This is a genomic window from Ensifer sp. LC384 (assembly GCF_001695865.1).
In the GTDB taxonomy this organism is placed as follows: Bacteria; Pseudomonadota; Alphaproteobacteria; order Rhizobiales; family Rhizobiaceae; genus Ensifer.
In genome coordinates this window covers 1-17,067 of record NZ_MBST01000018.1, presented here as the reverse complement: position 1 = coordinate 17,067, position 17,067 = coordinate 1, and the positions used below count along the sequence as shown (strand labels likewise).

18 protein-coding genes are annotated in these 17,067 nt (G+C 58.1%); 2 read left to right on the top strand and 16 right to left on the bottom strand.

The genetic code is table 11. The features are described from left to right. Window positions 1-25: 25 nt before the first annotated feature. The 14 genes from BC363_RS15120 to BC363_RS15050 all read right to left on the bottom strand — a co-directional run bounded on the left by BC363_RS15120 (window position 26) and on the right by BC363_RS15050 (window position 14,324). Entirely contained in the window at window positions 26-1,129 is a 1,104-nt protein-coding gene (locus BC363_RS15120) for a hypothetical protein (RefSeq protein ID WP_065784119.1), read from the bottom strand. A 15-nt stretch (window positions 1,130-1,144) separates the two neighbouring features. After that, the gene (locus tag BC363_RS15115; protein ID WP_065784120.1) at window positions 1,145-1,729 is read right to left on the bottom strand and encodes a hypothetical protein; all 585 of its coding nucleotides are present in this window, start codon (window positions 1,727-1,729) and stop codon (window positions 1,145-1,147) included. Between the two features lie 189 nt (window positions 1,730-1,918). Continuing rightward, on the bottom strand, window positions 1,919-2,878 hold the full coding sequence (locus BC363_RS15105; protein ID WP_065784122.1) for a PIN domain nuclease: 960 nt from the start codon (window positions 2,876-2,878) through the stop codon (window positions 1,919-1,921). 149 nt (window positions 2,879-3,027) lie between these two features. After that, window positions 3,028-3,957: a hypothetical protein gene (locus BC363_RS15100; RefSeq protein ID WP_065784123.1), complete on the bottom strand. Its 930-nt coding sequence runs from the start codon at window positions 3,955-3,957 to the stop codon at window positions 3,028-3,030. Window positions 3,958-4,087: 130 nt separating this feature from the next. Next, a complete protein-coding gene (locus BC363_RS15095; RefSeq protein WP_065784124.1) occupies window positions 4,088-4,324 on the bottom strand; it encodes a hypothetical protein in 237 nt (78 codons plus the stop codon). A 78-nt stretch (window positions 4,325-4,402) separates the two neighbouring features. After that, window positions 4,403-4,945 (bottom strand): hypothetical protein, encoded by a 543-nt coding sequence (locus tag BC363_RS15090; protein ID WP_065784125.1) that lies wholly within the window; start codon window positions 4,943-4,945, stop codon window positions 4,403-4,405. A gap of 58 nt (window positions 4,946-5,003) precedes the next feature. After that, on the bottom strand, window positions 5,004-8,417 hold the full coding sequence (gene dnaE / locus BC363_RS15085) for a DNA polymerase III subunit alpha (protein WP_065784126.1): 3,414 nt from the start codon (window positions 8,415-8,417) through the stop codon (window positions 5,004-5,006). Further along, window positions 8,417-8,653: a hypothetical protein gene (locus BC363_RS15080; RefSeq protein WP_065784127.1), complete on the bottom strand. Its 237-nt coding sequence runs from the start codon at window positions 8,651-8,653 to the stop codon at window positions 8,417-8,419. The genes dnaE and BC363_RS15080 overlap by 1 nt, the downstream gene beginning before the upstream one ends. Continuing rightward, window positions 8,654-9,184, bottom strand: coding sequence for a hypothetical protein (locus BC363_RS15075; protein ID WP_065784128.1), 531 nt, complete (start codon window positions 9,182-9,184; stop codon window positions 8,654-8,656). Then, window positions 9,181-9,813, bottom strand: coding sequence for a sigma factor (locus BC363_RS15070; protein WP_065784129.1), 633 nt, complete (start codon window positions 9,811-9,813; stop codon window positions 9,181-9,183). Before BC363_RS15070 ends, BC363_RS15075 begins: the two co-directional genes overlap by 4 nt. Window positions 9,814-9,815: 2 nt before the next feature. Beyond that, window positions 9,816-11,048, bottom strand: coding sequence for an AAA family ATPase (locus BC363_RS15065; RefSeq protein WP_065784130.1), 1,233 nt, complete (start codon window positions 11,046-11,048; stop codon window positions 9,816-9,818). A 109-nt stretch (window positions 11,049-11,157) separates the two neighbouring features. After that, a complete protein-coding gene (locus BC363_RS15060) occupies window positions 11,158-13,542 on the bottom strand; it encodes a hypothetical protein (protein WP_065784131.1) in 2,385 nt (794 codons plus the stop codon). Window positions 13,543-13,584: 42 nt separating this feature from the next. Beyond that, window positions 13,585-13,815 (bottom strand): hypothetical protein, encoded by a 231-nt coding sequence (locus BC363_RS15055; protein WP_065784132.1) that lies wholly within the window; start codon window positions 13,813-13,815, stop codon window positions 13,585-13,587. Between the two features lie 110 nt (window positions 13,816-13,925). Further along, the gene (locus BC363_RS15050; RefSeq protein ID WP_065784133.1) at window positions 13,926-14,324 is read right to left on the bottom strand and encodes a helix-turn-helix transcriptional regulator; all 399 of its coding nucleotides are present in this window, start codon (window positions 14,322-14,324) and stop codon (window positions 13,926-13,928) included. 351 nt (window positions 14,325-14,675) lie between these two features. Between BC363_RS15050 and BC363_RS15045 the strand changes: the two genes are divergently transcribed. Both BC363_RS15045 and repC read left to right on the top strand, forming a co-directional pair. After that, window positions 14,676-14,876, top strand: a complete 201-nt coding sequence (locus BC363_RS15045) for a hypothetical protein (RefSeq protein ID WP_141690322.1) — start codon at window positions 14,676-14,678, stop codon at window positions 14,874-14,876. 161 nt (window positions 14,877-15,037) lie between these two features. After that, window positions 15,038-16,138: a replication initiation protein RepC gene (repC, locus tag BC363_RS15040; protein ID WP_065784135.1), complete on the top strand. Its 1,101-nt coding sequence runs from the start codon at window positions 15,038-15,040 to the stop codon at window positions 16,136-16,138. Window positions 16,139-16,262: 124 nt separating this feature from the next. Here the strand turns inward: repC and BC363_RS15035 are convergent, their stop codons facing one another. Together BC363_RS15035 and BC363_RS35965 are read right to left on the bottom strand one after the other, a co-directional pair. Then, window positions 16,263-16,517 (bottom strand): hypothetical protein, encoded by a 255-nt coding sequence (locus tag BC363_RS15035; RefSeq protein ID WP_065784136.1) that lies wholly within the window; start codon window positions 16,515-16,517, stop codon window positions 16,263-16,265. Next, window positions 16,517-16,798 carry a hypothetical protein gene (locus BC363_RS35965; protein WP_065784137.1) on the bottom strand — a complete coding sequence of 94 codons (282 nt, stop codon included), beginning with the start codon at window positions 16,796-16,798 and terminating at the stop codon, window positions 16,517-16,519. The genes BC363_RS15035 and BC363_RS35965 overlap by 1 nt, the downstream gene beginning before the upstream one ends. Between the last annotated feature and the right edge of the window lie 269 nt (window positions 16,799-17,067).

The following is a 17,067-nucleotide window of genomic DNA, read 5'->3' as shown; positions in this document are numbered from 1 at the left end:
CTAGCGAAAACGCTAAATCGCGAAATTACGCCGCGATAGCCGCGTCCTCGTCGATCTCAGCGTCGATCTCGGCGACAACAGGCGGCTCGTAGTTCGCCGGCAGCAATGCCGTCAGCTTGGCAAAGCCCTTGTCACCTTCGGCCTCGAGGGTGTTGGAGAGCGTGGCCTTCGGGTAGGTCTTGCCATCCCATTCGACCGTGCCGGTCTGCTTGCCCTTCTTGATCAGGTCGAGCCCCTCGAGAAACTCGATCAGCGAGCGGAAGCGGTTGAACTTGCCAGTGCCGTCTTCCTGGAACTCGAAGCGCCAGCTCGCCTCCTGGAACGGACGCGCAATCTTGTTCTTCTTGTATTTGCCGGTCACTTCCATGCCGATAATGTCGGTGCCCTTCTTGATCTGCGATGCCGACAGCCAGAGGCGCTGCGAGAAGTAGAACTCGGGCGCGTTACCACCGGTCGTCTTGCGCGGATCGCCGAACTTGACGTTAAGGTCGGTGCGCATCTGGTTGAGGAAGATGGCGCAGATGCCGAGATCCTCGCAGTGTTGAGCGAAGGCCGGGAAGGCGTTCGACGTCGCACGCGCGAGCGCCGTATTGTCGTTCATGTTGCGGTCCTCGAGCGACTTTACACCGACGACCTTACCCGCCTTCATTTCGTAGTAAGCCGACTGCGGCACCATCGCAGCCAGACTGTCGAACACCCAGCAAATCGGAGCATCCTTCGCGATCAACTTGTTCTTGCGAACGTGATTGGCCGCGACGACGCAAATCTGAAGGCTTTCCTCGAAGGTCTTCGGCGTCTTGAAGATGAACCGACCAGGCGTGGTGTCGAGGCCGAGGCGCGGCGCCAGGCGCAGTGAGAATGAGCGTTCATGATCCATGAAGCCTGCGATTCCGCCCATCTTCTGTGCGCCGGCCATGCCTGCCGTTGCGAGCGCGGTCTTGCCGGAGGAGGGAGGGCCGGCGATCTCAATCATGCGGCCGACCGGGAAGGCGCCGAGATCCCAGCTCGAATTGGATGCGTGGTCGAGAGGCGGGAACCCCGAGGGGAGGAACTGCGAGACAGTCACTTCCTCGTCGTTGGCTCCGATCGCGCCGGCGAGGCTCTTTGCGATATCTGCTGCTGATGCCATTTTCAGTCTCCTTGGTTACTCGTCGATAAAATCAATGTCGTCGTCGCTACCGTCCTCGCCGCCTAAATCATTATTGACTGACTGCTCTGGACGTGGAGCTTCGCGCTGAGCGGCCTTCGAAAGACGACCGCCAATTGCCCGCGCCAGGGACTTGCCGTCCATCTGCGAGGCATCGATAGGGGTGCCGGGCGGAACGACGATACGCGGCTGCATTACGATCTGCGTGCCAATCGGCACTGCGCCACCCTCGATGACGGTCTCATGCGGTTGAAGGCGAGCTGCCGGATCGGGTCGGCCGTTCAGCGTCGAGTGTGGGCGAATAGGGTCGGGGAAGTTTGCATACCACGAAACCTTCAGATCAAGCGGCACCTCAACGCTATCGAGCGAAAACTCACCGGTCGTTGCCTTTGCGATCGAGCGCACGATGTCGACCTTCTGCCAGATTTGATCGAGAGTTGAACCCAGGAAGAAACGAGCCTTTTCGTAGTCTTCCTTGCTGATATCGTCGCCGTGCTTCTCAGCCACCTTGATCAGATCAGCATAAGCCCTTGCGACCTTACCGATCGCTGTCTCGAGGGCTTTCTTGCTATCATCGGACATATTGCAGACGCCTCCGGAAGTATTCAAAGAATGTGCTGAAGACCACGTAGGGCCAGAACACGAACCAAAGGGCTGAGGCGAGCGCGACGCGCTCAGTTCGAACCCCTTCGAAGCGGGTAGTGAGTAGATGGACCGTGAACACCGTCATTGCGACGTAGATGCACACGGAACCAAATGCAGCGAGATACATCATGCGGCTGCGAGCTCCTCCTGTAGGTGATGGAATGCGGGGAACACCGATACCCAGCTCTCGAGATCCTTTGTGATCGAGCGGAACATCAGTCGGTTGCAGAAGGTGCGGAAGCGCTCGATGTCGGGCTCGCCGCTATCAACCCTCAGATTGACGGGCTCGGGACGCAGCGGCGTGCGCAGATCCATCAGCTTGCGATTGCGCCGGAAGATAATCTGCTTGTCCTCGCTCTCAGCGAAGTCGCGATATTTCTTCGGCACCTTCTTCGGATCAAGCGTCTTGTCGAGCAGCATGTTGGAGAAGTTGACTGTCGAGCCATACGCCTTGAGGAACTCGATCGCACCCTTGTCACCAATGCCACCGACGCCACCGATACCATCGCCGGTGTCACCCATCAGGCACTTCATTTCGAGGAATGCTTCGAAGCTTTCGAGATCGTAGCCGAGCGCGTCGAGCATGTCGGCCGGCTTCATGATCTTGCGGTCGCGGATCGGATCGAACCAGATGATGTTCTGATTGACGAGCTGCACCCAGTCCTTGTCGCCCGAGACGAGAATGACCTTTGCGCCCTTGCCGGCGTAGCGATCACCCATGATGCCGGCCAGGTCGTCAGCTTCCATATTCGAAGCGCGCACCTGGGGCATGCCAATGAGCTGCATTGCCTTCTTGATCGCCGGGATCTGGCTTTCAGCGGCCTTCTTCGCTTCTGCAGCCTTGATCGCGGACGGGGTGTCTTCCTTCTTGCGGTTGGACTTGTAGTCCGGATAGTCCATGTAGCGCCAGGACGCGCCATCCCAGAGCACCGCGGGCTTTGCGGTCGGGTAGGCTGCGACGAGCTTTCGGACGATCTTGATGAAGTGGTAGATTGCCTGAACCTGCGTGTTGCCAACCGTGAGGATCTTCGAGTTGTTGGCCGCATGAGCAATATTCATGCCGTCGATCAGCAGATACCTGGACATTTCAAACCTTTGAATTTTGGAGAATAGGAGCGTCAGGAGGCCGCAAGCGGAACGAGGAGACAGAAACACGGCCTCCTGACGAACGTGCCTGGCAGCGCGACTTGCCAGGCACGAGATCACTGCGCTCTAACGCGCGGCGCAGTGACGACTTAGATGTTGTCCAGGTCTGCCAGAACGTCTTCGAGGTCGTTGTCGTCGAGGGCGACTTCGACTTCTTCAGCCGGGGCAGCGGACGAAGTGGTTGCAGCAGCAGTCTTGACGGGAGCCGGCGCTTCTTCAGCCGGCGCCTCTTCGAGATCGAGCGCGTCAGCGAGTGCGTCAGCATCGACTTCCGGGTCGACCTGGGCCGCACGCGAGGTCAGCGCTGCGGTCGGCGTCTTCGAGGCGAGACGCGGGAGCGAAACCTGAGCCACCTGGCTGATGAAGTTCAAGGCCTTCTTCTCGTCGCCCTTGAAGAACTCCTTGTTGATGTGGTCAGTCAGGTTGTGGCAGTCGGTGAGATGCTGCTTCGTGACCGGCTTGGAAGCGCCAGGCGCGATATTGACGGCGTATTCGGTCTGGAGACCCTTGCCGGTGCGGGTGATCGCGATATCCATGCCGCCTGCTGCGTCGAGAATGTCTTCGCCTTCTTCGGCATACTGCTGAATGATATTCAGGATGGAGCCGAAGGTGCCGGTCGTGATCTCGAGGATCTGGACCTTGTCGACATCAGTCGAGCCCTTCGAGCGATCGAGGACATTCAGGAGAACGGTCTTGCGAGCGCGCCAGGACTCGTAGAGCTTCTTGGAATCTTCGTCGATCGCGGACGAGATCGCCTCGTTGATCGCGGTGTCGATTTCGCACGGCTGCTGGAAGCAAACGTCGGGGCAACCGACGACGGCGATGGGCTTGGCCTTGCCTTCGACTTCGGGCTTGATCCAGTGGACGCCGAGGTCGGCCCAGAACTGGGCATTCACATCAGGCACGAGGACGCGGTATCGGTTGATACCTTCCTTCGGCTTGATCCGCTCGCCAGTGGAGCGCGAATACTTGTTTGCGCCTTGGGAAACGAGCTTCTGCAGTGCGGGAGAGAGTGCCATATCGATTTTTCCTTTTCGTAGGCTGGTAGGTTGGTGCTTTGCTACTTTTCGACTTAGCGATTTCGCTAAATCGCTAAGAATAGAATAGTCAGCTTTTCATCGGGTTGCGCGAAAAATCTCGAGGATTATTTCAGGCGAAAACCGAGAGCTTGGCGCGCTTTTCGGCAGCGCGGACAGCGGCGTCGCGTGCGTCGTTTTCAGCGGACAGAGCCTTGTTGGCAGCGACGCGCTTGGCGTCGGCGCGGCGAAGCTGCTCCTGCTCGTGCTGGGCGAGATCGTTGGAGATCTTGGTCAGCGGCTTGAGGATCGTGTCAACCGAACGGTCGCGGCGGAAAATGGTGCGGAATTTCTGGAGAAACTTGCTCATCTGGGGTTCCTGTGTGTTCCAGTCAGTCAATATTGACTGACTGTTGAATAGCTGAAAAACAGACGGATTGCGTAAAATTTATGCGGCGTTTTGCGCGACGCGCTTCAGGTAGCCTTCCTTGAGGTTCGTCAGATCCTCTTCACGGCTCGAGCGCAGCTTCGTCACAAGCTCGCCCTTCATCTCCTCGCGCTCGGTTGCGCCATGCTGCACAAGCATGTCCTTTCGATGCCGGAACGCCTCAACCGCGGTCTTTGCGATCGCCTCGATCTGCTTGGCCTCATTGAGCGCCTTCTTGACCGCAGTCACACGCTCGTGGCGCGTCACCAACTTGTCGAGCAGCGCCTCTGTCACCTTCTCGCCGGCCGCAACCATCTTGTCGCGCAATACGCGATAGACAGCCGCCTCGGCGTTCTCCAGCAGCAGCTTGATATTATCCACCTGGCGCGCGGCTTTGGCTGCCTGGACGCCGTAGTGGGCGAACAATTGCGCCTGCTCGGCCTGGGCGCCGGAGATATCGACAAGTGTGTAGCCGAGATCCTTCTTCAGCTCAGCCGTGTCGACGTAGTTCCGCACCGTGATTTTGGCGACCGCCTTCTTTTCTGCTTCTGTATCGTCACTCATGATCAACTCCTTTGATCGCGTTTATAGAATAGCGCTTCGACGCGCGGGGTTCGGGTGGCTAGTCGAGGAGATCGACGACCGACGCAAAGACGGTTTCCATCAACTCCTGTTTCTCTGGTGCATAGTAGATTTCGCCGGGATTGAAGCCGATCACCAGATTCGCATCGAGCTCCTTGTGGTAGACGATCTTGCCGGCGACATCGGACGCCTTGCCCTTGAAGTCAGGCAGGAAGTGCCGGACGATCGTCGAGCCGAGCAGCACGATGATCGGAGGCTTGAGGATATCGATCTCGCGCTCGAGGTAGGGCAGATACATGCGGATCTCATCCATCGAGATCATCTTGCCGGACTTCGGTCGCTTCAGCATGGCCGTCCAGTAGAAGGTCTTGCGATCGAGCTCATGCACCATCAGCGCGTCGATGACCGGCGCCGACGCCTTGCCGATCGACATCATGCCTTCCTGCTCTTCCGGGTTGTTGGGCGCGTCCGTGATGATCATGAACTCGGCGCTCTTGCCGAAGTGAGGCATGACCATGATGCCATCCTCGGAAAGCTCGCCCTTGTAGTCCTCGATCACCTGCGCGATCGCGTCCTTCGTCGCCTTATCACGCTCCATCGAGCGCGCGACCGGCACCGTCGCCGTCACAAGGCCTGGCAGAAGCTCGAGCTGGTCACGAATGCGGCTCGGATCATTGGCCGGCGCCTGGCTCATCTCGATGCGTGAGAACGCTCCGACGAGATCGAGATTCTCCTGATGCCGCTTGTTGCATTTGGTCTTGTTCACGCGCTCGAGGAAGTCAGCCTTGCTCTTGAACTTGCCGATAGGGTGGCCCGTCGTGGGATCGACCGCGTTCCTCGCGTCGAGGATGGCTTTCGTGGTGTTCGAAGACACGCCCTTGATGCGCTGGAACGGCATGACCATGCGCACGTCGGTCACGATCTCAAACCTCTCGGTCGAAATGTTGATATCGGGCATGTTCACGTCGATGCCGAAACGGCTTGCGTCGCGCAGAAGGGCAGGGAGCTTGTCCTCGTCCATCAGCGTCAGCGCAGCGGCAAAGAACTCGACCGGATAGTGCGTCTTCAGCCACATGGATTGCCAGGAGATCAGCGAATATTCGACCGAGTGGCTCTTGTTGAAGCCGTAGCCGGCGAAGCCTTCGATCTTGTCGAACAGGGCGCCGGCCCACTCCTCTGTGCAGCCGATCGTCTTGACCGCACCATCGACGAACTTGCCGCGCTCCTTCTTCATCTCTTCGGGCAATTTCTTACCCATGATCTTGCGGAGCTTGTCAGCGTCGGCACCGGAGTAGCCCGATACGACTTGCGAGGTCTTCATGACCTGCTCCTGGTAGACGATGACGCCGTATGTTTCGCGCAGCACGTCTTCCATCAGCGGATGGTCGTAGTCGACCGTCTCGTTGCCCTGCTTGCGCTTGTAATAGCTGTCCATCATGCCTGACTCCATCGGGCCAGGTCGGTAGAGAGCGGTCGCTGCGGTGATATCATCGAAGGTGATGCAGCCGTCCGCGCCGAGCTCGCGCAGCAGTTTGCGCATACCGGAGCTTTCGAACTGGAACACGCCTGTCGTCAGACCCGCGGCAAAGTTCTTCAGCACCGCTTCATCGTCCAGCGGCACCTTCATCAGATTGATCTTCTTGGCGTGGCGCTCGAAGATGTATTGCTGGACGAGGGCGATCAGATCCAGGGTCGACAGACCCAGAATGTCCATTTTGACCAGGCCTTGATCCTCAACGATGCGCTTGTCCCAGCACACGACCGCGGAGTCGCCTTTTCGACGCTCAATGACCGCGCGCTCGACCAGATCGCACTCACTAACAACGATGCCGGCTGCGTGCTGGCTCATATTGCGGATCGTGCCTTCGATGCGCTCCATGATGTCCCAGTGCGCCGGATACTTGTGAGCGAACTCGTCAATTTCGCCGACTTCAATGCGGCATTCGGGCAGGGGAACGTTCGCGCCGTGCTTTTTCGGCACGAGCTTGGAGATGGCATATTCCTTCTCGGGAATGCCGAAGGTGCGCCCGACGTCGCGGATCGAGGATGCAGCCGCAAGGGTGCCGAAGTTCGACACGCCGGCGACGCGCTTCTCGCCGTATTTCTGAATGAGGTATTCGACGACCTCGTGCCGGCGCGTGGACATGAAGTCCAAGTCGGCGTCTGGCAAGTCGAGACGTTCGGGGTTGATAAAGCGTTCGAACAGCAGGCCAAAGCGGATCGGATCGCAGTCAGTGATACCCATGAGATAAGCGACGAGCGAGCCACCGACAGAGCCGCGACCAGGTCCGACGAGAATGCCGTTTTGTTTGGAGAACTGCACCACGTCCTGCACAAGCAGGAAGTAGCCCGCGAATGACAGCTTCTTGAGGGTTTCGAGCTCGTAGGCGAGACGCGGCTTGTAGACGTCGATCAGCTCTTGCTGGCTCGGCTTATGCCCGAAGCTCTCCTGGCTGAAACGGACCTTCCAACCTGCCTTACACTCCTCGACGAGCTTGGCGAACTCATCCGGCGCCATCACCGGCAATGAGACGGGCTGTTTCGACCACTCGTATTCGACCATATCTGCCAGGCGGTCAGTATTGGCGAGCCCTTGCTTGAACAGCGTGCCGGCGCCTGTGATGCCGCGCATCGACAGGTGCTTTGCGGCCTTCATGACCTCCTTGCCGAGATCGGTCGCCTTCAGCACGTGAAAGTCGCGATTGTGCATCGACTTGTGCCAGCCGTCCGTGACCTTGTTGCCATTGGCGATCGCACCCATGACCTCGTGTGCGTCAGCCTGCTCCTCTTCGTAGAAGGCGGGGCGGATCACGAGCGGCGAAATGTCGTGTTTGGCGATCAGAGCGGCCGAGCGTTTGTTGACGGCGCCGAAATAGGGCGTGTCGACCGGGATCAGCGGCGCAAAGACATAATGCGGGTGCGCAAAGTCAATCAGCTTGGCGACGATGTCGTCGGCATCGGCACGCATGATGACGCCGTGCGTGTCACCGAGGTGGAAGGCCAGGTGTCCGGCGCCAATCACGTTCAGTTCGTCCCACAGATCGTCGTAGGCGAGCTTTGCGGTGTAGTAGTAGCGTCCAGGCACCTTATTGCCGGCAGCGTCCTCAGAGTCGCCTGTATTGGCCTTTGTGAGAAGCCGGTAGATGGTCTTCATCCCGGTCTCCGACAGCACATAAGCCGTGAGGAAGTGCTCGGGCGGCATATGCTTCTTTTTCTGACCCTTGGCCGGGCGCCAGGTCGGATCCTCGGACAGACGGAGACGCACGCCGATGATCGGCTTCACCTCGGCCTTCTTGGCGCGATTGGTGAAGTCGACGAGACCAGTGACGGACATGGTGTCGGTGATAGCGACGACACTTGCCCCTTGCGTCTTGGCGATGTCGACAAGCATCTCTGCATTGAGGATGCTTTCGCCCAGAGAGAAGTCGGTTCGAGCTGCGAGGATAGCGTGCATTAGATGGGAAGCTCCTTGAAGTCAGTCAGGCCAAACGCCGGAAGGTTGATGTCCTCGCGGAACTCCCACGAGTGAATGAGGGGCTCCCAGTCGGCACCCAAGGCTTCTTCGATCTGCCGCATCAATTCCGGATGAGGCGGGGTCGGCGTGTCGAAGGAGACGATATCGCAGACACCTGCTGCGACATGGGTATTGCCGTATGGGAGCACCGTGAAACGAAAGCGAATGCCTGCCAATCAGCCTCTCCTCAGAGAGATCAGACCGTCGATGTTGACGACAGCGCCGATATGGGTGAGCGCCTGGATCGTCATGCGCGCGTGACTGTCTGCCGTGCCTTCGGTCCAGCCGAGCTTCGAGGTGAATGCATAGGCGAGCGTCTGGCGATCGAGCGGCTGGCGCAACTTCAAGAGCAGGTGCCCAGCGATCTTCAAAAAGCTCGAGGACGAGGCAAATGGATTGACGCCCTTGGTGAAGCTCTCGGTTACGCGCAGGTTCGACTTGTCCAACTTGTCGACGAGCTCCTGGACCTTCTTGGGCACGGTGAGCTTTGCGGGATCAGCCGGAGGACGATCGACGAGTGGGTTCTTGGCTTTCTTCGACCCCTTACCCTTCACACCAACGCGATCGCGCAGGATTTGAAGATTGTGTTCGTGCAGCGGGCGGCAGGACTCGGCGAACTTGCAGACCGAGCAGACCGGGGCCTGATCGTCGAACGCAAGTGCCGAACCAAAGCAGCCTGGCGCAAAAGGAGGGATAATGACGTTCATGCTGCAGTCCTTTGAACTCGCTCGGAGAGCTTGCGCAGCTCAGCGAGGATCTTCGTGCGTTCGGGGCGATCAGCGTTCATCACGCGAAATACGAATGCCGTCGTGATGTGGCTGGCGAGAATGTTGGGCGCGCCGATCGACTTGGCGTAATCAGCGCGCGCCTTCAGCAGACGCATTTGCTCGAGGAGCTCGGGCGGCTGCTCGTAGAGGAGCTTCAGGAACAGCGCAGCGCGGGCGCTCAGCCGGCGCAAAGCCCAGTTCAGGTGCGTCTCCTCGACCATCTTCGTCTCGGCCGTCGTATCGTCGGACGCGATGACGTCGATCAAACTGCCCATCTCGTCATCGTCGCCGATCGGAGCATCGAGGCTTTTGGCGCGCTCCTCGTCGATGCGCTTGAACATCTGCCGGTTGATCGCGAGTTTCGAGATCCGGATGCCTTCAAGCAGATAGGCTCTGAAAGGCACACCGAGGGTCGGGTCGAACGTGTCGCGTGCGCGACACCAGATGCACCACAACTCCTGCTCGACGTCCTCACGGCTCATGGACATCGCGCCAGAGCCGTGAAGCTTACGTGCGATCGACCAGGACAGGCGCTTGATCAGTTCGGCGCTTTCCTTGTGGTCGATCATGATTACGACCCGAAGTGACGCTGAATGACCTGGGAGACCGTCACCTGGTCGACACGTGAGCAGCGGTTGACGAACGCGAGCCGGAAGCCGAGCTCCGGGTTGTTGCCGAAGACGATGGTGAGGGATGCGGCGGTGATCAGCTCGCGCGGCGAGATCGTCATCGACAGCTCGCCCTTCGAGAAGCTTTCGCGGATGGCGTTTGCAATCTTGACAAACTTGTCGGCGTCGGGCTTGCCGAGACCTGCCTTCGAGCGCAGCACAAGGCTTTCCTGCTTCGCGTCCATGTATTTCACCTCTTCGGTGATATGGAAGCGCGAGTAGGACGCGGCATTCTGAATCATCGTGCCTTGGTAGAGGCCAGTCTCGTCACCGACGCCGTTGGTGTTGCCGGTCGCAACGAAGCGGAAGTCGGGGTGCGGATGGATCACGCGCTGATCGATGGGCGCATCCTTGATGACAAGCGGCTTGCCCTCGAGCACCGGCTGGTAGAGTGCGATCACGGACGGCATGGCGAAGTCGTATTCGTCGGCGCAGTAGATCATGCCGTATTTCATCGCCATCGCGAGCGGACCATATTGGAACTCGGTCACGGTCTGCGGCTTCTTGACGAGATGGATCTTACCGTCGGGGCCGAGCTCCTGCGCATCGACCATTACCGTCTTGACGACATACTGACCGAGAATGTGCGCCTCTTCGGTGTTGCCGGTGTGCTGCACGCGCAAGAACGGGCGACCGGTGCGGGCGGCGCACTGCTCAAGCACGGTCGTCTTGCCTGTGCCGTGAAAGCCCCAGAGGTAGACGTTCATGGCAAGCTCGAAGCCCAGGCAGACTTTCTTCACCAGATCGATGTTGAAGACGTAGTCCTCATCGATCGCGTTCATATAAGCATCAGCCTCGGGGTGATGCTCACTCAGGCAGCGCAGCATGATCGGATTGCCGGTCGACGACAGCGCCGTCGAAGCGTCGAGCCCGAAGATTTCAGCCAGCGGTCGCTCGGCGAAAGCAAATGCGTGTCCAGGCTGCGGCACGTTCGCCTTGCGATCTTGAGCGGCTTTCGCTCTCAGGGCTGCCTGTCGGCCGCGCTCAGAAAGCACCGGCTGACCCGGAAACTCTTCCTTGTATTTATCGACCGTCCAGTCGGGGTGATTTTCACGCAAATAGAGGCGGATCGAGTGGCACTTCCCGCCGTCGATCGCGCAGGTGATCATCTCGTCGTTCTCGGTAGCAGTCGTCATTGAATGTCTCCGTGTCGTGCGCTCTATGTCGCTATCAATCAATATTTACTTACTAACAAGCGCTGATATGGGATGCAATCAGTATTTACTGACCGATTGCATCCCCAGATCACTTCATGAGGATCTTTTTCAGCTCACCCATGACAGCCTTCGGCAGCTCCTCGACAGAGTTGAGGATGACGTAGTTGTCGTAGAACCGCTCGACCGCGGCCGACTTAATGCCGATACCGACGAGATCGAAGCCCATGTTCGTGAGGCGCTGAACCATGTATTTCAGGTGCGCGTCGTCGTTCGTGGCGCCGGCAGGAAAGCCGTCGGACAGGACGATGATCACCTTGCGGTTTTCCTTGCGCCTGGCGAGACGCATCGCAGCGTATTCGAGGGACTCGCCGTCGATGTTTCCACCCATGTGCGGCTGGAACTTGCGCTGATAGGCGAAGCGCTTCTTCACGTCAGCGTTGAGGCGCTCGTGAAACTCCTTGAAGATCGGCATGTAGATCGGATGCACGCGATTGAAGTTGATGCCGGACCTCGCGTATTCGGCCTGGAGATCTTCGTTGAACTGGTCGATCCGGGCCCGCGTCATCACGCTCGGGCCACCCCAGAGGTTAGCAGTCGTGAAGCCCATGCACTCAGCAGGAATATTGCAGCGCTCCAGGACCGACGCGAGCGCGTAGGAAGCGGAGACGGCCGTCGCCATTGGCGCACCCTTCATCGAGCCGGAGCAGTCAGACAGAAGCGCGACGGCTGTGTCTTTGGTGCGGATCTCTTCACGACGCGAGAACACACGCGCATCACCCGCGGTGAGACGGTGCAGGCCGGCCGAGTTTAGACGGCCGGAGCGTTGACCGGCGACATTGAAGACGCGCGCCTGCGCGGCCATCATGCGCTCGATGTCCTTCTGCATCACACCGGTGAGCGAGCGCGTCTCCTCTTCGAGCTGGACGATGTATTTGCTGTCGAAGTCAGCCGGCACGTCGAGCGTTTTGATGGTGTCGTAGTCGCGGGTGAAGATCGAATATTCCGACGCCTTGCACGCCGCGATTGCTTCCTTGACGATGATCTTCACCAGCGCCGACGAGAGATCCTGCTCCTCGAGCGCGTCATCGTCCATTTCTTCAAAGGGATTCTGCTTCGGATCGTAGCCAATGCCGCTCGCCTGGAGATCGTTATCTTCCTCGGTCGCTTCGGCATTTTCCTGATCGAGCTGGTCATCGTCCTGCTCGATCGCGACGTTGCTCAGAGGCGGCGTGCTGGCGTCCTGGTCGTCGCCATCTTCGTCGTCATCACCATCCTGCTCTTCGTCGGCATCACCAGGGGGATTAGAGCCTTCAGTTGAGCCGTCGCTCTCGCTATCCCCATCCTGATCATCCCCACCTTCCTCATTGGCGCCGTCTTCCATTTCAGAGGGCTCACCTTGATCCTCTGCATCAGAATCCTCTGCTTCCGACCCACCGTTATCAGGCTGGTCAGCACCCGCATCGCCTTCGTCCTCGTCAGCGGCGCCTTCTTTGTCGTCTTCGTCTTCGGAGCCATCGCCGTCGTCGCTCTGACCGGCATCTTCTTCGCCAGTCTGATCGTCGTCGCCATCGTCTGCGCCGTCTCCTGCAGAGTCGTCTCCGTCGCGAGTCTCCTCATCGTCTTCCTTTTCACCTTCGCCGCCCGACGCCTTGTCGTTGTCCTCAGTGTGCTCACGCTCACCCTGACCTTCGCCGTCGCCGGTCTGTTCTTCGTCGGAATGATCCTTGTCGTCTTCACCCTCGGACTTCTGCTGATCGTCAGAGCCTTCGCCCTGGCTATCATCCTCGTCTTTCTCTTCCTCGGGCTCAGGCTGCGGAGGAACGGGCGGTGGTGGCGGGTAGAGAATGGCTTCGATCTCGAGCGCCATCTCATAGGTCTCCTCGGTCGTCTCGAGGAGCGGCATCTTGGCTTGCAGATTCTTCGGGAAGCGGAGCATGAACTCCTTCACCTTCTCCTGCTCCCAGTAGTTGTTGTCGTCCATGAAGCGCTGGAACTCGACGTGACCAGCGAGTGCGCGAGCCAACACGACAATGAGGTAGTTGAACTCCTCCTGCGCGTTAGTCGCCTTTGCGAGCGCCACCTTCGTGACGTTCTCGAGGAAGTAATCACGCAGACGCGAGATATTGCGCTTAGAACCAGGGAAATCCTGACCCATCAGACGCTCGATCATCGTATCCTCGACGATGTTATGCAGGCTGTGCAGGCGCTTGGACTTCTCGCGCGCCTTGAACAGGAAGTCGGTGTAGAGGACGTGCGCGACTTCGTGGTCGATAAAGCCCTGGATCGCTACGACGAACTCCGGCTCGGCGTTGTCGGGCAAGAGTGGAATGTTGACCTGGTGAGGCAGGCCAGTGACGGGGTGCGGCTTGACGTATGCCTGTGTGCCCATCTGAGTAACGATCAAGCCTTTGCCCGCAAGCATCGGAATAATCTTCTTGATCGCTTCGCGCAGGATCACAATGTCATTGTTCATGTCGCACTCCGTTAAATCAATTTTGATTGATTGTTTATCGCATCAAAATGAGTGGGTCACAAACGGGAAGAGCAGGAGCCCGTTGCCGACCGGAGGGATCACGATGTGAATATTGCCATGCTCAGGATGGACGCCCGTAAAGACAGTGGCGCCTTCTCGTTCTGTGCGCACGCAACCTTCCAACTTCAGTCCTTCAGACCACGCCATGTCATATGGAATGTCCTGAACGGAGAGAGCCGGAGACTTGGTGATTGCTTGCTGGAGAGTCTGCATAGTCAGTCCTTTGCGCGGTGGTCAGTCAATGTTGACTGATCGCTGTCGTGAAAAATAATGCGATCCGACTGAGTGATCGGATCGCAACGGTTGAGACCAGGTGCCTGGGATTACTTGCTAAAAGCCTCGGTGAGGAGAGCGCGCTGCTCATCCGTGAGCTTCGGATCGGCGTCATTGGCTTCGCGGATCACGTTGAGGATCTCCACCTCATTCGCAGAGCAAACGAAGTCCAGCATCCGCGCCGTATCCTTGTCCTCGGGCAGGAACTGCTCAAGAGCCAGACGAAACAGAAAAAGAGGATCGACGCTAATCGCGCGGGCAAGAGCAGCAACGCGATCGAGCGGCAGCTTAGCGTCGCCCTTCTTGATCATCGTTACCATGTTGGACTGGGTCCAGCCGGCTGCCTGGGCGATCTCGCGATGAGATTTATTGACCTTCTGGTCGATGTGCTTATCGAGAAAACGAGCAACCTTCGTGTTAGCGTAGGGGCGAACGTATGTAGTGGACATTAATGTATTACCTTCTTCCTTTGACCGTATTTGACTTGTTCACTAACAGCGTTTTCTTGTTTTCTACTGAATGAATAGCAAATCAGTCATGGGATGCAGATTTTTCTTATAGGCTAAATTTTCAAAAGTAAGTCAATGCCGATTGATCGCCAAATTATGGAAAACTTGAAAAAAGTTGGTCTAAGTCATGTCGCCGACAGGTTTCGGACAGGCAACTGCTAGTTCCATAAGATAGAATATGCCACTTTGACGGGCAGTGGAAAGTTACACCGGATTCACCATCCTAGCCCGCAATCTTGCCAAATCAGTGCGAATCTGCGCTACCTGTAAACGAAGGTTTAGGAGGTATGCATGTCTTCACACCGTGATCGTATGGCGGAGTTTCGCCGGGTCAAGCGAGCGGAAGGTTTTCTCGAGTCGACAGTCTGGCTGTCGCCGGAAGAGCGCCTGATGGTCGAGAAGAAAGTTGGTGAGACGGGCATGAGTAAGTCGGACGTAGTTCGCCAGGCCCTTCGTCTGGCTTTCGGAGATGAGCCGCGCATGAGCGCGTAAATCCCAAATGAAAGAACCCCCGAAGTTACCAGCTTCGAGGGCTCTTAAAAATCACTCTGGGTGATTCGGTTCTCACAAATCCAATCTCCCAGAAAACAGGGTAGCTGTCAATCTTCGACTAGCTCGAAGAACGGCGAAGCTTTGCCCTCTAAGGAGATGGGATGCTTGGGCATATTAGCTCTGGCTGGCGGACTATTCCGCCCGCTAGAATCAGCACAACTACAGTCGCCAGAGAGCGATCTAAGAACGAGCTTTACCAGGCCGCGCGCCTTGCAATGCAAGCGGTGAAGCTTAGGTCAGCAGCACGACATGTGTTGGAGCAATTGGTTGGCTGCTTCAGTGGCGAACCAGTCGCTGAGAAGATCCTCGTCTGGCCTTCCAATGAGTTCCTCATGGAGCGCACAGGTCTGTCCGAAAGAGCGGTCAGATATGCGCTGCGCGATCTGCTTATTTCCGGACTTATCCAGGCGAAAGATAGCGCCAACGGAAAGCGCTTCCCGATCCGCTCAAAGAGTGGGGAGGTAATGGACGCTTACGGCTTTGATCTCACTCCCCTCTCCTCCCGCCTCGAGGAATTTTCGGCCGTGGTTGAGGAGCTCGAGGAGGAGCGCCGGCGCCGGAAGTCTGCCTTCGACCGCATCACCATCTGCCGGCGTTCTATCCAGGCGCTTGTAGTGGCGCTCGATCCCACCCTAACACGCGGTCTCGTCGCAGAAGCAGAACGGCTCGTAAGCTTGACGCCGCGGCGTGACAGCAAGATGCCTGCCGACCTGGCGCTCAGCATGTGGACTTCGCTCCTCGATGAAGCTCAGACGATTTATGAAGCCGCCTTTGGGGGCAAAGAATGCCGTAACATTGAGGACAACAACGAGGCACTACAGGAATCTTGTCAAAACGGCCAAGAAGACATGAGAGGGGCGAACACCGAGATCAGCCTTGGACAGCTTGCGGATGCTTGCCCTGACGCGATCGGGTATCTGCCGGGACCGGCGACCTGGGAGAGCATTATGGAGACCGCGGGCAAACTGCGCGGCGCGTTCGGCGTTCATGCGTCGGCCTGGCAGGAGGCCCGCGAACTATTGGGTGGCCGCGCCGGCGCCGTCTTTATGGTCGCGCTCCAGTTCTACGAGCTGGATCAGCGCGGCAAGGCAACGATCAAGAACTTCGGCGGATTTTTCAGAAGCTACGTGCGACGCGTGGCGCAGAACGAGGTCGATCTCGCGCAAGAAATTCGCCTGATGAAGCGAAGACGACAGCACTAAAAAAAAGGGCGACCCGAAGATCGCCCAGTTTGAGACAGGAGACACAAAACAAACGTGAAAGGAACCGAGCGTCTTGTATCTATAGAATAGTCAGTATTTCGTCGGCTTTTCGAAAATTTCGACGCTACATGCGAAATTTCGAAACATCATCCCCTTTGATCTTCGCCGAGAGCGCGACGAGCCGAAGAACGGTGGCCGCATCTTTGCTGTCGAGGTGAAAGTCCAGGATGCCGCGCTCACTCGCGGTGTAGAGCAGCTCGCCGAACTTGCGGTTCTGCTCCTCATCCACTTCGAGTTCGGAGAGCGCATCGCGCAGCTCGTTGCCCGGATCGGTCGAGGGGTAATCCAGATTGCGGTGATAGGTGCGCTGAAGGGCCATTATGCAGCCTCACGCAGAGCTTCGCCGGCCTTGTCGTCGCGGAAGCGAACGGCGCGCGGGTGACGGAGCGAGCCGTCCGGCGTAACCTCGTTGAACTCGATCTCGAGCATTCGGCCGAGGAACTTGAAACGATGTGCGTGGCGCCGGATCGTTTCGAAGTCGGTCGACCAACCGGGCTTGAAACCAACCTTCGGATTGATACCGAGGATCGCAGCGTCATGGCACCAGTCTTCCCAGAGCTGATCGCGATCTTCAGAGGACCAGCCACCACCGATGCGCACATTGACGCCCTTGTGGTCGACGATCGCACCGCCGAGACGATCCTCGTTCTCAGCGTTCTCCTCGCCGTTGTAGAACCCGACAATGAAGAGGTCGATCGTGTCCTCGGGCTTGATCTTCAGCCAGGCGTGGGACTTCTTCTTCTCGTAAGAGGGGTCGGTTCCGGCTGGGGGCGAAATGACACTCTAAGCAGAGATTGTTGCAGCTCGCTGGTGGGGAGTGGCCGGTTTCGATCTCATTGCGGCCATTAGGAATGTTGCCCGGGGGCGGG